This is a genomic window from Schnuerera sp. xch1 (assembly GCF_019931165.1).
Lineage (GTDB): Bacteria > Bacillota > Clostridia > Tissierellales > Tepidimicrobiaceae > JAIOUP01.
The window spans coordinates 104,356-120,266 of record NZ_JAIOUP010000005.1 but is presented as its reverse complement, the minus strand read 5'-3'; the positions used below and the strand labels follow the sequence as shown (position 1 = coordinate 120,266).

Genomic DNA, 15,911 nt, shown 5'->3' with positions numbered 1-15,911 from the left:
TTTTTTGATTTTTGCTTTATGATTAAATTTAGTATGGTTTTTCATAGTATTAAATTATACTAAAAAACAGGTCTTAGAGCTAGCGCTCTAAGACCTGTTTTGCTTTTTTGGGCTTTTTATTTTGAAACAGCCCCGTTTATGCTAGCTCAAAAGCGTATAACTAATAATAGAAGTAAGTGCAGAAGCTTTTGACTATAAGATGATAGAAGTATTTAGCAAGATTACCAAGACTATAAAATGGGAACAGAAAGATTTTATAAGGAGAATAGCAATAAAAAATAATCCAATTATAAAAGTATATATTTCAATAACACGAAAGAAATCACTTGGAGAACTCGAGTGGCTTTATAGAGTTATAATTAATATAAAGTAGTAAGATACATATAAAAATTGTATAGATTATTGAAACCTCAATTTTCATTGGGTATCCCACCATTAAATACATCCTACTTATTTTGCGAGTAAAACTGATATGATGAACCGTATTATAAGTAGGACAAGCTGTCATATCTTATAAGATACTATCTAGTTCAGCATATCGTAATATACTTTAATGCATTATTACAATCTCACTATATTCAACAAAAAATTAAAAAGAGTTTTTCAAAGTGCATATTTTTGAAAATTCATTATAGTTTTAATACAAAATGTAGTAAAAAAATTCTTGAAACTAAATAGTTTGTGGATAGAGTTTTAATTTTTTTTATGGTACGTTTTTATTAAACATAGTTTAAATTTCAATATTAGGTAAGGGTAAACAGAATTAACATAACAAAACCTGTAAAACAGAATTAGTTAACATAATATCATTTTGAAAAAATATGCGTTTTTAATAGAGATATAAAATGTAGGAATAAAATGAGCGCCACTATAGGAGTATTACCAGAATATTAATACTAATTTTATCAAGGAATTTGGGGTAAAGCTTTAATGCTAACCCCTGAAATAAAGTAAATTAAACTCTTGGACTTTTCGAGAGCATACTATAACTAAATGGGGGTGCAATATAAATATGAGGATAACTGATATTATGGAAAAAAGGATGTCATTTTCTTTTGAGGTTTTTCCACCTAAAGAGCATCAGTCTATGGAGCCTCTTCTTGATACATTAGAGCATTTGTATGCTTTTGAACCTGATTTTATCAGTTGTACATACGGTGCAGGAGGAACGAATGCAGGTCGAAACATGGAAATATGCAAAGCCATTAAAGAAAGCGGCAAAATAATCCCAGTAACTCATTATACATGTATAGGCAATAAAAAAGAAAGTATACGAAAAGAATTACAGACATACTTAGATATGGGTGTTGAACATATTCTGGCTTTAAGAGGAGACTTTCCAAAGGGATGGGAAGAAACAAGAGGAGATTTTGATTATGCAAATGAACTGGTGGAATTTATTAAGGTAAATTTTCCTGAGTTTTGTATTGCCATAGCAGGAAATCCAGAGAAACATATACAGGCTAGATCATTTGAAGAGGATATAACCCACCTTCGAATAAAACAGAATGTCGGAGGAGATTATATAATGACTCAGTTATGCTATGATGTAGGACGATATGAACGTTGGGTAGACAAAATTAGAAAAGCAGGAATTGCACTACCGATAGATGTGGGTGTTATGCCTGTCCTTTCAAAAAATTCTACAATTCGAATGACGGTATCCAATGGCTGTTCAATCCCAAGGGAATTGGCAGAGATAATTGGAAAATACGGTGACAATCCTGAAGATTTCAAAAAAGCGGGTAAAGAGTATACTGTAAAACTAATTTATGATTACATTAATACGGGAATTGATGGGCTTCATATTTATACTTTAAATAAATGGCAGGATGTTGCTGATATTTTAAATGATGCAGGGATAAGAAATTTAAAGGATGTAAATGTCGATGTTTCTGGGATAGCATAAGAATACTTATCTACATCGTTGATAAACCATCAATAGACACTTTTCAATTTTTATCCGAAGGCGATATATTTAGCGTAAGCTACGTATTTTCGCCTTCGTGATGAAGTATTGATAGCATCTTTTTAACTTTTAGGCTTTTTTCTCTATTTGTCGTAATAGATATCTTATCTCAGAATGTAGTATCAGAATTTACTTTCTTGTGAATATAGGCATAGCTTTTTTAATATCTCACCTTTTCATCAGAATTTTCATTCTAGTTAATCTCTTCTCTAAAAAGTTGTAATAATAATTCCTACTAAAATCATGCGTAAAACGGAAGATAATCAAATTTATGTAGATAGTTCGTATTTGACACTACGCTTTATTTCAAGGGAGTGTGTATATGAATGAATTCAAGGTCGTTTTTAATGGGAAAACTGAAATTAGTGTAAAGGAAGGGACAAACCTTTTAGAAGCTGAACGTGCAGCGGGATTAGAGCCTAATGCTTTTTGTGGTGGACAAGGGAAATGTAAAAAGTGCAAGGTGAAAATCATTCGTGGCACACAGGCATCAGAAGAATTGGCGTGCAGGGTAACCATCACAGAAGATATGGAAGTGGAGACATTGCGACGAGCAGGTGCTTACAAGATTTTGATGGAGAGTGCTAGTAGAAATGTAGAAGTAAAGCCAGGGATTCCAGCATTGCCAGAACAAAAAGAAGCAATGGAGAATTGTGCATTAGCTGCTTTTGACATAGGGACTACAACAATTGCAGCCTATCTGTTGAATGCATATGATGGTGAAATACTAGCAGTAGGCAGTAAGTTAAATCCTCAATCCCAATATGCAGCTGATGTAATTAGTCGTTGTAATTATGAACTGGAACGTGGGAAGGGACATCTTGGCAAAATAGTTCGTGGCACAATGAATGGACTTCTTAAACACTTGACTCAAAAGGTTAGTATTAAAATCGAAGATATTTATGGAATTTCCGTCGCTGCCAATACTGCTATGCATCATCTTTTTTTAGGCTTATCTCCTAAGTCTTTAGTACTTGCACCTTATTTACCAGCAATGGTAAAAGAACATACTTTCCTAGCTAAAGATTATGACATTCATATTCATCCTGAAGGAATTTTACGTGTTCTTCCTAATATAGGCAGTTTTGTAGGAGCAGATACCTCTGCTTGCCTACTAGCATTAGAATTTGATAAATTAGAAGAATTAACTCTTATGATTGATATTGGAACTAATGGAGAGATTGTTCTTGGGAACAAGGATCGGATCCTGGCTTGTTCTACTGCTGCTGGTCCAGCTTTTGAAGGGGCAAAAATTGAATGTGGTATGCGTGGCGCTGACGGCGCCATTGATCACGTAAGCTGGGAGAATGGGCAGTTGAAATATACAGTTATTAATGAAAAAGAACCTATTGGTATTTGTGGCTCAGGATTGATAGATGCAGTTGCAGTAATGCTACAGTGCGGGCTACTAGAGCCTTCTGGATACTTAAAACATTCACCATATTATATATCAGATAAAGTTTATTTAAGTCAAAAAGATATCCGAGAACTGCAATTAGCAAAATCAGCCATAGCTGCAGGAATTGACATACTTTGTAAAAAAAGTGGAGCGGATTACAAAGATATAGATAAAGTTTTAATTGCAGGGGCCTTCGGCAATTATATGTCCTCTGAGAGTGCATGTGATATAGGCTTGATTCCATTAGTTTTACGAAAGAAAATAACCGTGGTTGGAAATGCAGCAGGCGAAGGGGCAAAGTTATCAATATTAAATAAAGAAGAATTTAATCGAGCAGCAAAAATTGCTAAAAAGGTAAAGTTTATGGAATTAGCATTGGCGGCAGAGTTTCAGGATGTGTTTGTGGAGCATATGGAGTTTATAAAAACAGAGTTATAGGTAAAAGTGATAATTCAAAAACAATGTAATAGGGGGAAAATATAGGAATGGATGAATTATTAAGGAGAGCTGAAAAAGCTGGCTTTGAATATTTTACCATATTGGATATAAAAACCATACAATTGCTTCCAGAGATACGTCGTATGTGTCAGGCAAATATCTGTGGTATGTATGGCAAAAATTGGTCATGCCCACCTGGCTGTGGCAGTCTGGAAGAGTGCAGGGCTAGAATAGCAAAATACAATATTGGATTTATAGTTCAGACGGTTGATGAACTAGAAAACAGTTTTGATGTTGATGGCATGATGGAAATTCAGGATAAACACCAAAGACGTTCTTTAAATTTAAGATATTCTTTGTCTAATAAGTACAAGGACATTTTGTATTTAGGGGTTGGAGCATGTACAATTTGTGAAAAATGCATATATCCAAATAAAGCCTGCCTATTTCAAGACAAGATGATTTCTTCCTTGGAATCTTATGGTATATTGGTTAGCCAGCTTTGCAAGGATAATGGACTTAATTATTATTATGGTCCTGGCAGTATATCGTATACAAGCTGTTTTTTACTTCTTGCCGATAGCCAAGTAAACGAAAAGAAAGCATAATATATAAAAGTTCATCAGAATCTTTTAGATCTGAACCAAGAATTTTTTTAATTTTGTCTAAACGGTACATTAATGTGCTTCGATGTATAAACAATTTCTTTGCTGTTTGTAGCGCATTGAATTGATTATCTAAATATATGTATAGAGTCCTTACATATTCAGTATTTTTAGTTTTATCAATATTTATTAAGTTTAGGAGTTTTTCGTGGGCTATCATAGGTGCGGGAAGCTCTTTTGTTGATTGTTGCAATATATAATCAAAAGAAACATCGTTGAATATGTGGACTCGTTTTTTAGGTGATTTCTGGACTCCAATAGATAAAGCAATTTGTGCGCGTATGTACTGATATCGTAAGTGTATATGTCCTGACATGCTGGGGCTGATACCAACATTTAATAAACTTTCCTTCGCAAAGCCTTCGGCACGTTTTAAGAGCTCGTTTAAGTTTAGTTGTGAAAGAGTCATATTTATAAAAACTACTATATTCCCTTTATAAAGAAGGGGACAGGAGTTGCTGAAAATTTTATTTAGATAGAGGATAATAGGGTAATATGTATAATTTCGTTTGTCTATTTTGGTTAATTTAATGCAAATACAAATATATTCGTGGTTGGATAACCAGCCTTCAGCATTAAGTTTTTGACCTATGTCCAGATAATCTACGTTTTTATTGTTTAAAATGTTCAAGAAAATTTTAGTTAAATATTCATAACCATTATTTATTGGATTCAAATGTTTTACTAAACTAGAATTGAGCATGCGTTGTATTAGAAGAGCTAAAAACTCTAAAAGAAATCCTTCATTTTTTCCTATTTTTCGGTTATCTTCCAGCATCACAAGACGGTGAGTAGTTTTGTCATTCTTTTTGATATTTACACAGAGGGAGGCTAATCCTGTTACAGTTGATGGAAAATAAAAAACATTATTTAATTCTTTAACTTGATGAAATAATTCACTGTTTTTTAAAGCGGTTACGTATGAATGAGTATTTTGTGAAGAACCGAATACATCCTCATAGGAATTAGGGGAATTTATAAATGCGGCAGCTAAAATGGTAAAATCCATTCCTACTACAAACAATGAATTTTTTAATACCGGTATACTTATAGACAACATAGTTTGGATTGATTTATCTTTAAGATAAGTATGTATCAAATTCTCTTGCCAGGTAGCATAAATGTTAAATAGTTCCTGAATTTGTGAAAAAACTATCAATGCATTATTGGTACCATATAAGGTACACACATTAAAAGACTTATAATTCGGTTTTCTTCCGATAACGATAACCAAACAATGCTCTGGAAATTCTCCATAAGCTTCCAAGTCATTTAATCCTATTTTGTTTACAACATATACTATATAGTCTTGTAATTTCATCCCTGGAGTGTAAAGTGTTGGGTGAATTAGACATGGAGTCGCAGAAAGTTCACTGGGGACAGAAATCTTATAATATCTTTGCAATTGTTCAATTACAAAGATAGAGCTTAATTTCATAGTTAACCTCCATTATAGTTTTGTTGTTTATTTTTGAACTGAAAGACACTATATTTTAAATTTAAAAAGTGTTTTTCCATTGGTGTTATCTTGGGATTTATTCAGTTTATGCCTATGAGATTTTAAATATGCTTTAAATTGAACAAAATGTATTAAAAAATAATTAGGATATCAACAGTTTGTGGATAGAATTCCGAATTATTTGATGATATACTAAATTCGGAACTTTTAGAATATATTGTAAACATATTTTATCGAATATGGAGGTGTGTGTCAAATTGATTATAATAGGAGAGAAAATTAATGGTTCTATACCTTCTGTGAGTAGGGCAATTGCAAATCGTGATTCACAGTTTATAAAGGAATTAGCCAGGTTGCAAGCAGAATCCAATTCTTCTTACATTGATTGTTGTGCCTCAGTTGAGGAAGAGGAAGAAGTAGAGACTTTGAACTGGTTAATTGATTGTATTCAAGAAGTTACAGATTTGCCTATTTGTATAGATAGTCCAAGTCAGCATTCATGTGTCGAAGCAATAAGGTTTTGTAATAAGCCAGGGATTGTTAACTCGGTTTCTATGGAGGGAGATAAAATAGATACAATCTTCCCTAGAATTGCGAACACTGAATGGGGATGCGTTGCATTGTTGTGTGGAGACGATGGTATTCCTAATTCAGTTGATGACCGTATGGAAATTTTTGAGCAGATTATGACTAAAACAGAAGAATACAGTATTGATCCTTCAAGGCTTTATATAGATCCGCTTGTAGTGACGCTATCGACAGATCAAGATGCTTTGTTGACCTTTGCGGAATGTTGCAGGAGGATTAAGAAAGCTTATCCTGATATCCATCTTACTAGTGGGTTGTCTAATATTTCCTTCGGTCTTCCTAGAAGAAAACATATTAATAAAGCATTTTTAGTTTTAGCAATGCAAGCTGGGATGGATAGTGCTATTTTAGATCCTACAAACAGTGATATGTTAGGTATAATTTATGCTACAAATGCATTGCTTAAGAATGATGATTATTGTCTAGAGTATATTCAAGCACATCGCGATGGAGTTATAGGTAAATCAAAAGCGAAAAAATTATCGACAAGATAATGTAAGAGATAGTCCAATTAATAATTATAATTAAATGTTGTTTGAAAATGGTGTCATTTTATATATCTTTTTTATCAAAAAGTAGGGACGAAGTTTTAATGATGGCCCCTGAAATAAAATAGATTAATGTAATTTTAAAATTATGAAAGGTTATCTATAACAGAAGGTGAGGATATTTCATAAAACTATATAAGTATTTAGGTTATATGTGAAAAAGAACATAGCAAAATAAAGACTTAATAAACCTTTAAAAAATAATTATTTAATTGAACAGTTAAAATTAGCTTATGCAACTAAAAATTTAATTGCAAGAGGATTATCATGATTTTCTGTCTTAACCATAAGTGTAAAGGCAGTTAAAGGATTGATTTTTTCAGGAATATCTTCAGTATAATGAATTGAATTATTAAATAAATCATTAAGGACATTAAAGAAATTGGATTTAAACCTAGAAAACTGAGATTTATCAAGAACTTTTAAAAAGTCATGAAACTTATATAATTCAGACGAAAACGAAAAATGGAATAAAATCACTAATACTAATGAATTCACTTAATAAAGAAAGTAAGTTATCTTGATTTTGATTAAAAAACTTATCAAAATCAGTAGAAATATCACCAAAATTTAATTGTTTAGCTGAAGTTGGCATAAGTTTCTCCTTTTGTTTTTTAAGTTATAAACATTTTTTCAATGTATGTGTATCCAAAAACGGGGGAAACCTAGTCATTTTAATAAATTTAATATAGTATTTATACGAATTGTAAAATTTTACAATAAGCTAATATTAATTTATATAGGAGGTAATAATATGTCCAAAATTCAAGAAGTAAAAGTTAATGTCGAAGAAGGTAAGACTAAGATTGTGCCTAGCCTTGTGCAAGAGGTATTGGATGAAGGAGAAAAAGCTGAGGATATTCTTGAGGTAATGATTAAAGCTATGAACGTTGTGGGAGATAGATTTTCTGCAGGTGAAATTTTTGTGCCTGAAATGCTTCTAGCAGCAAAAGCAATGGCAAGTGGTGTTGAGATTCTTAAACCACATTTGACTGGTGAAGGCTCGTCGTCATTGGGCACATGTATTATAGGTACAGTGCTAGGTGATCTGCATGATATCGGCAAAAACCTAGTAGCTATGATGATTGAAAGTGTTGGATTTAACGTAATTGACCTTGGAGTAGATGTGCCGAAGGAAAAATTTATCGATGCAGTTAAGGAAAATGATGATGTTAAATTGGTCGCCTGTTCTGCACTTCTTACTACAACAATGCCGGCTTTGAAAGAAACTGTTAAGGCTCTTAAAGAAAGCGATTTGACAGGTTTTAAGGTTATTGTCGGTGGTGCTCCTATAACAAATGAATTTGCAATGGAAATTGGCGCAGATGGATATTCGTCAGATGCGGGTAGTGCGGCCACAAAAGCAAAAGAATTGGTAAAGGAATTGGCAATTGCGTAAATATGCCTTAAAATAAGCAAAGGGGGTTATCAATATGTTAACGATACGAGAAAACTTGCTTGAAACTATAAAAGGTGGAAATCCTGATAGATTTGTGAAGCAATATGAATTTCTTGAAATTATAGATAAAGTCCCTATAAAAAGGATAAAGCCTAAACCAGGTGAGGAAATTAAAAATGAATGGGGTATAACCTTTAAATGGCCAAAAGGACAGCTTGGAGATTTCCCCGTACATGATGAGGAACATATTGTATTAAAAGATGTTAGGGAATGGAAAAAGTACGTAAAAGCACCTTCTGTTATATTTTCAGAAGAAGAATGGCAAGTAGCTGTAAAACATGCAGAATCTGTAAATCGAAAGGAAAAGTTTGTAACAGGGTTTGTAGCACCAGGTCTTTTTGAAATGACACACCACCTTATGAGAATGGAAAACGCTTTAATGAATTATTATGAAGAACCTGAGAAAATGCACGAATTACTTGATTACTTAATGGAGTATGAGCTTAAATATGCAGAGCAACTTATAAAGTATCTTAAGCCTGATGCAATTTTTCATCATGATGATTGGGGAAGTCAAACCTCTACATTTATTTCTCCGAAGATGTTTGAAGAGTTTTTTGTACCAAGATATAAAAAGATATATAAATATTATAAAGATAATGGCGTTGAGCTCATTGTCCACCATTGTGACAGTTATGCAGCAACCTTGGTTCCCTATATGATAGAGATGGGAATTGACATATGGCAAGGAACTATGTCAACTAATAATACTCCTGAACTTATAGACAAATATGGTGGACAAATAAGTTTTATGGGAGATATTGACAGTGGAGTAGTTGATTTTCCAGATTGGACACCTGAGAATACTGCTAAATATGTAGAGGAAAGTTGCAGACGATGTGGGAAATTATATTATATTCCTTGTGTAACCCATGGATTAGCCATTAGCTATCATGAAGGCGTATATGAGAATGTCAATGAAGAAATTGATAGAATGAGTAAAATCATGTTTTAAATATTTTTAACAGATTTAGAAAGACAACAGAATATATCCTGTTGTCTTTCTAATAATCAAATGTTTTAAAGATTGCATTTAAGGAGGTTACTACTATGTCAACGGAGAACAGAAGTACAACGCTCAAAAATGAAAAAAGTATCAAGCCTTTAACATTTACATTGCGTAGATTCTTTGGTATGGGGGATTTTGGTTTCTCGTTGATGACAAGCGTTGAGACTTTTTATTTCAATTTTTTTCTAACCAATATTGCTAAGTTTCCATTAGCTGTAGTTGGTACCATTGCTTCGATTATTGCAATTGTAGACGCAGTTTTATCGGGAATTTATGGTGGCATTATTAATGCAGCTAAACCAAAGAGATGGGGCCGTTATCGCTCGTGGTTGATTATAATACCTTGGTGTATACCATTCTTGTATGCCCTTCAGTTTTTAAAGGTTGGCAATGGCGTAGTTTCATCAGTAATTGTAATTGCAGGTGCTTTATCTAGCCATATTCTTTGGAACTTTCCATGGACTGCTAATGCTACTATGGTAAGTGTTATAGGACAAACACCTGAAGAGCGTGGGATTTTATCTTCATCTCGTGGTACATGGACTAATCTTTCAGCTGTTACATTTTCATTTTTAGGACTTCCATTAGCCAATTTACTTGCACAGGTGGTAGGCGAAAGAAATAAGTTTGCAGCTCTTGCATTTGCTTTAAGTTTAGTAATGGTAGTTGGATACTATGCACACTTTAAGATGACAGATGGTTATGAGGATACTGGAGAAGAGGAACAGGCAGATGCAAAAACTAAAGGAAAACTTACTGGCAAAGACATGGTGCAAGTATTATTAAAAAGTCCACCATTGCTAGCACTATTAGTAGTAGATTTTGCAAAAATGAGTATTAAATTTGTTGTCTCTGGTGCTGCCATATACTATTTTACATATGTAGCACAAAGTGAAGGATTACAAGGACCCTATATCTTTATTTCAAATATTGCTGCTGTTGTAGGTTCCTTTATAGCTGGCGCATTGATTAAAAAATTTTCAAGTCGTAAGACATTAATAGCAACTTATATAATAATGATTGGCGTTATGGTATTAGCTTTTTTTTCTTATATGAATGTTATCTTAGTAATAATACTTATGAGTATAGTTCAGATGGGTTATGGAGTTAGCTTTGCTTGTACACCAGTTCTTTATGCAGATACTGCTATATATGCAAAATGGAAATTTGGCAAAGATGTACAAGGGTTCATTATGGGACTACAAAACTTTCCACTAAAAGTAGCTGTTTTGGGAAAATCTGTTATATTAAATATTGCCCTTGCCATGATGAATTTTAATCCAAATATAGATCCTACGCAAGCTTCAGAAACTATAAAAAGAGGTTCTGCGGCTATATTTTCATTAGTACCTGCTATTTTCTTAGTTATTGGAGTAATATTTCTTATCTTTGGCTATAAGCTAACCACCGATCAAATCAATAAATGCCAAGAGGAAATAGGCGTTAAAGTATAATATAATGTCAAATAATTGTTTCAAATAATTATTTAACACTATCATAATAGGAGAGTAAATTAATGGTTCTATACCTTCCGTAAGTAGGGCAATTGCAGTTAAATGTCATTTTATATATTTTTTATCAAAAAAGTAGGAACAAAGCTTTAATGTTCAACCCTGAAATAAATTAAAGTTTTTGAACTTTTCGAAAACATATTAATTGTATAGAAAATATATTAATTTATATAGGAGGTAATAATATGTCCAAAATTCAAGAAGTAAAAGTTAATGTCGAAGAAGGTAAGACTAAGATTGTGCCTAGCCTTGTGCAAGAGGTATTGGATGAAGGAGAAAAAGCTGAGGATATTCTTGAGGTAATGATTAAAGCTATGAACGTTGTGGGAGATAGATTTTCTGCAGGTGAAATTTTTGTGCCTGAAATGCTTCTAGCAGCAAAAGCAATGGCAAGTGGTGTTGAGATTCTTAAACCACATTTGACTGGTGAAGGCTCGTCGTCATTGGGCACATGTATTATAGGTACAGTGCTAGGTGATCTGCATGATATCGGCAAAAACCTAGTAGCTATGATGATTGAAAGTGTTGGATTTAACGTAATTGACCTTGGAGTAGATGTGCCGAAGGAAAAATTTATCGATGCAGTTAAGGAAAATGATGATGTTAAATTGGTCGCCTGTTCTGCACTTCTTACTACAACAATGCCGGCTTTGAAAGAAACTGTTAAGGCTCTTAAAGAAAGCGATTTGACAGGTTTTAAGGTTATTGTCGGTGGTGCTCCTATAACAAATGAATTTGCAATGGAAATTGGCGCAGATGGATATTCGTCAGATGCGGGTAGTGCGGCCACAAAAGCAAAAGAATTGGTAAAGGAATTGGCAATTGCGTAAATATGCCTTAAAATAAGCAAAGGGGGTTATCAATATGTTAACGATACGAGAAAACTTGCTTGAAACTATAAAAGGTGGAAATCCTGATAGATTTGTGAAGCAATATGAATTTCTTGAAATTATAGATAAAGTCCCTATAAAAAGGATAAAGCCTAAACCAGGTGAGGAAATTAAAAATGAATGGGGTATAACCTTTAAATGGCCAAAAGGACAGCTTGGAGATTTCCCCGTACATGATGAGGAACATATTGTATTAAAAGATGTTAGGGAATGGAAAAAGTACGTAAAAGCACCTTCTGTTATATTTTCAGAAGAAGAATGGCAAGTAGCTGTAAAACATGCAGAATCTGTAAATCGAAAGGAAAAGTTTGTAACAGGGTTTGTAGCACCAGGTCTTTTTGAAATGACACACCACCTTATGAGAATGGAAAACGCTTTAATGAATTATTATGAAGAACCTGAGAAAATGCACGAATTACTTGATTACTTAATGGAGTATGAGCTTAAATATGCAGAGCAACTTATAAAGTATCTTAAGCCTGATGCAATTTTTCATCATGATGATTGGGGAAGTCAAACCTCTACATTTATTTCTCCGAAGATGTTTGAAGAGTTTTTTGTACCAAGATATAAAAAGATATATAAATATTATAAAGATAATGGCGTTGAGCTCATTGTCCACCATTGTGACAGTTATGCAGCAACCTTGGTTCCCTATATGATAGAGATGGGAATTGACATATGGCAAGGAACTATGTCAACTAATAATACTCCTGAACTTATAGACAAATATGGTGGACAAATAAGTTTTATGGGAGATATTGACAGTGGAGTAGTTGATTTTCCAGATTGGACACCTGAGAATACTGCTAAATATGTAGAGGAAAGTTGCAGACGATGTGGGAAATTATATTATATTCCTTGCTTAACTCAAGGAGGAGACTATAGTTCTTTTGAAGGTGTGTATGAGAATGCTAGTGAAGAAATTGATAAAATGAGTAAGGTTATGTTTTAGACATGTTTAGAAGGTTAACAAAGGCAACAGATTGCAATCTGTTGCCTTTGTTAAAATTAAACATTTTGGAGGTTATGCTATGTCTAAATTAAAGAAGTCCGAAATAGGTGCTTTTACTTTTTATGGTTTTGCATTAACGACATTTAGTGCAGTGTCCATGAATTATACAAACATATTCATGACTGATTATCTACTTTATGGTGCGGCATTAATGGGAACTACATTATTGATTGGTCGAATAGTTGACTTTATAGTTGCATTAATAGCTGGAGGAATCATTGAGAAATCAAAGTTAAAATGGGGTAAATACCGTTCTTGGACTATGATTTGTCGTTTTACAGTATTTACAGGTTCTGCATTATTATTTGCTAATACTTCTACATTTTCTACTGGGGGTAAAATTGCAGTTACTATTATAGGCTATATTTTGCTACATTGTTCAATGGCTTTTCTTCAAACATCACAATTTAGTATACTTTCATTAATGTCAGGTGTAGATTTGAAAGCTAGAAATACATTGGCAATTAGAAACGGTCAGGCTATGGCAGCAGCTGGTATCATCGCTTCTGCTACAATAATTCCTCTAATTAATTTTTTTACTCCTATGGTAGGAGCAAATTCATATTTTGTTGTATCAATATTATTTGGTTCGCTATTTCTAATTGGTGCTACAGCTTTAACAAGAACCGCTGCTTCTTATGATCCTCCGTATTCAAAAAATACAGTTTCAGAAGTTCCGACTCCAACTATAAAAGAGATGGCTAAATCTGTAGTCATTAATAATCAACTTTTAGTTTATTTGACGTCAAGTTCATTGCAGTTTATAGCTATGGTATTGAATCAAAGTGCTATGGCATATTACTTTACGTATGTATTGGGCGATTTCTTAATGATGTCAGTTGCTTTGACTATTACAAAGGCATTTGCAGTAGTTGCCAGCACAATAGGTCCCAAAATTGGTGTAAAGTTAGGAAAGAAGAATGCCATGGTAACAGGATTATCAATATATGCTGCCGCATTCTTCTTAATGACGTTTTTTGCCAAAGAATCTTTGATCGTTTATATATTTTTTGCTTGTCTTAATCAATTAGGGATGTACTTTTTCTTTGGTTTTGGACCTAACTATGCAATTGATGCAGGTGAATATGGCTTTTATAAAACAGGAAAAGATAATCGTGCAATAGCAATAAATATGTATAATATGCCTATAAAAGTAGGGTTTATGATCGGTGGTACTCTCGCAGGATATGGTTTAGACATTATTGGATATACAGCAGGAATAACACCTACTCCTGAATTTGTATCTAAGTTCATGTGGGTGTTTGCTGGAGCACCGGCAATATTTGCTTTAGCAGGAGCTGCAATAATGCTAATAGGATACAAGATAACTGACGAAGATGCAGCTGTGTATGCAAAAGTAAATGCAGAGAAAGCGGCAAGGTACCACAGGCATTATGCGAGATAGTGAGATATTTTAATAGTTTAAATAGTTGTATACTAATTTAGCTTCTAAATTTATATAAATTAAGGTAATCCGATATCAATGAAGTTTAAATGAAGTATGATGAGAAGTTTATAATAGGCAGTAAATTAATTTTTTAAGTTTCTATTAATATTAAAATTAAAGCAGTAGGTTCTGTGTAATGAAACCTACTGCTTTAATTTTGAATAAGTTTTGATGTTGGTAATATATATCAGCTACTAAATATATCCTATCTATTTTGTGCATCAAGTCGATACGGAGAACCGTATCATAAGTAGGATGTTATGCCATGCAACGGGTGAGATCAAAGGTCGTCTATATAATATTGTATTATGAATATGCATGGATTGAATAGATAGTTATAAACCTAACATATGTAGAGGCAGTCTTTAATCGTTTGCTTATGCTGTATTCTTCATATTATATGTAACTAGAAAGCTATAATGTTAAGCTATTTTATATCCATATTATGTATATTGTTTATGATATTTTAAAAATATTAATTAAAATCGTAGTTTATATTGGTAATGATGTAATAATTATAATAGAATTGTCGATTACATTATCATATCCATGTTGACTAGAGGGACCAGATAATGGACTTTCGAAATGGATACAACAAAATTTTATATTGATTTGGCATTAAATATTGAAAAAATCAATAAACTTTTATGTAGTCAATTATCTAATACTGTTTTATGCGAAATAAAGTATAAAAAGGAAATAGAACATAATAGCGAGAAAAAAATTAGAATTATTGGAATGATTAATCCAAGGTGAAGATAGGGGTATTATGGAAGATTTATTAGTATTTACCTTGATCGATGTGGATGATGCAAATGTATATAAGATATCTAGTGAATGAACAGATGCTGTAAATGATTTTGATGCTTATTATAATGAGAATCAAGAAATACGAGAACAATATATTGAATATAAGAAGACTAAAGAATATAGAGAATCTGATGTAGCACGTTTGAGGAAATTGTTTAGAAAACTTGGGGAAATTAGTAGATATTATGATATTTTTATACCAGCTATGGTAAAATTAAGTTTAGCGTATAACGATTATTATGAAAAAATTACTATAAATGAATGAAAGACTTATAGAAAAACATCCCGAAATACAAGACTGGTATTAAAGATAAAAGCATTGTTTTGCAAATATCCAGGATTTGGAGAATCAGATATATATTTAAGCCAATCCATTCCATTCAGACAATCACATATTTAGTGAAGCTAGTAAAGTGGTGGAGATGGAATTGTACATGGTGGAAATGGAAGTACATCTCGGATTTGGTTTAGGGGGTAGTGTTTTAATGCAAACTGAGTATGATATAAATATTCCATCAAGTATATTTCATTATTAGTTATACTACATAATACACCTGAAACACCTGTACCGTCAATTAGAGAGACGCCTACAGGTTTATTTATCAAATACTGTATAGTCCTTTGCCAAGGCATATTGGTTCACCTCCTACTATAGGTTATTCAATATTGTAGTGTATGGTGTTATATGTTAGTAAATATAGACT

Annotated in this window: 13 protein-coding genes; 11 read left to right on the top strand and 2 right to left on the bottom strand. The window is 32.8% G+C overall.

Features of this window, described 5'->3' with window-relative positions; translation table 11 throughout:
* Window positions 1–1,012: 1,012 nt before the first annotated feature.
* The 3 genes from K8M07_RS05985 (at window position 1,013) to K8M07_RS05975 (ending at window position 4,414) form a co-directional block, all read left to right on the top strand.
* On the top strand, window positions 1,013–1,909 hold the full coding sequence (locus K8M07_RS05985; RefSeq protein ID WP_223376989.1) for a methylenetetrahydrofolate reductase: 897 nt from the start codon (window positions 1,013–1,015) through the stop codon (window positions 1,907–1,909).
* Between the two features lie 382 nt (window positions 1,910–2,291).
* Window positions 2,292–3,806, top strand: a complete 1,515-nt coding sequence (locus K8M07_RS05980; RefSeq protein WP_223376988.1) for an ASKHA domain-containing protein — start codon at window positions 2,292–2,294, stop codon at window positions 3,804–3,806.
* A 47-nt stretch (window positions 3,807–3,853) separates the two neighbouring features.
* The gene (locus K8M07_RS05975) at window positions 3,854–4,414 is read left to right on the top strand and encodes a DUF2284 domain-containing protein (protein ID WP_223376987.1); all 561 of its coding nucleotides are present in this window, start codon (window positions 3,854–3,856) and stop codon (window positions 4,412–4,414) included.
* Here the strand turns inward: K8M07_RS05975 and K8M07_RS05970 are convergent.
* Window positions 4,326–5,909 carry a PucR family transcriptional regulator gene (locus K8M07_RS05970; protein WP_223376986.1) on the bottom strand — a complete coding sequence of 528 codons (1,584 nt, stop codon included), beginning with the start codon at window positions 5,907–5,909 and terminating at the stop codon, window positions 4,326–4,328. The two genes, K8M07_RS05975 and K8M07_RS05970, sit on opposite strands and share 89 nt — an antisense overlap.
* Window positions 5,910–6,187: 278 nt before the next feature.
* On the opposite strand from K8M07_RS05970, the gene K8M07_RS05965 reads away from it, so the two are divergent.
* Window positions 6,188–7,012 carry a methyltetrahydrofolate cobalamin methyltransferase gene (locus K8M07_RS05965; protein WP_223376985.1) on the top strand — a complete coding sequence of 275 codons (825 nt, stop codon included), beginning with the start codon at window positions 6,188–6,190 and terminating at the stop codon, window positions 7,010–7,012.
* A gap of 502 nt (window positions 7,013–7,514) precedes the next feature.
* Here K8M07_RS05965 and K8M07_RS05960 read toward each other — a convergent pair.
* Window positions 7,515–7,661: a hypothetical protein gene (locus K8M07_RS05960; protein ID WP_223376984.1), complete on the bottom strand. Its 147-nt coding sequence runs from the start codon at window positions 7,659–7,661 to the stop codon at window positions 7,515–7,517.
* 159 nt (window positions 7,662–7,820) lie between these two features.
* Between K8M07_RS05960 and K8M07_RS05955 the strand changes: the two genes are divergently transcribed.
* From K8M07_RS05955 to K8M07_RS05925, 7 genes are all read left to right on the top strand, one after another.
* Window positions 7,821–8,465, top strand: a complete 645-nt coding sequence (locus K8M07_RS05955) for a B12-binding domain-containing protein (RefSeq protein WP_223376981.1) — start codon at window positions 7,821–7,823, stop codon at window positions 8,463–8,465.
* Between the two features lie 34 nt (window positions 8,466–8,499).
* Window positions 8,500–9,480, top strand: a complete 981-nt coding sequence (locus tag K8M07_RS05950) for a uroporphyrinogen decarboxylase family protein (RefSeq protein WP_223376983.1) — start codon at window positions 8,500–8,502, stop codon at window positions 9,478–9,480.
* Between the two features lie 95 nt (window positions 9,481–9,575).
* Window positions 9,576–10,988, top strand: a complete 1,413-nt coding sequence (locus tag K8M07_RS05945; protein ID WP_223376982.1) for an MFS transporter — start codon at window positions 9,576–9,578, stop codon at window positions 10,986–10,988.
* A 242-nt stretch (window positions 10,989–11,230) separates the two neighbouring features.
* Window positions 11,231–11,875, top strand: coding sequence for a B12-binding domain-containing protein (locus tag K8M07_RS05940; RefSeq protein ID WP_223376981.1), 645 nt, complete (start codon window positions 11,231–11,233; stop codon window positions 11,873–11,875).
* 34 nt (window positions 11,876–11,909) lie between these two features.
* The gene (locus tag K8M07_RS05935) at window positions 11,910–12,890 is read left to right on the top strand and encodes a uroporphyrinogen decarboxylase family protein (RefSeq protein WP_223376980.1); all 981 of its coding nucleotides are present in this window, start codon (window positions 11,910–11,912) and stop codon (window positions 12,888–12,890) included.
* Between the two features lie 79 nt (window positions 12,891–12,969).
* Window positions 12,970–14,355, top strand: coding sequence for an MFS transporter (locus K8M07_RS05930; RefSeq protein ID WP_223376979.1), 1,386 nt, complete (start codon window positions 12,970–12,972; stop codon window positions 14,353–14,355).
* Window positions 14,356–14,982: 627 nt separating this feature from the next.
* Complete coding sequence (locus K8M07_RS05925; RefSeq protein WP_223376978.1) at window positions 14,983–15,153, top strand: hypothetical protein; 171 nt, start codon at window positions 14,983–14,985, stop codon at window positions 15,151–15,153.
* Window positions 15,154–15,911 lie beyond the last annotated feature (758 nt).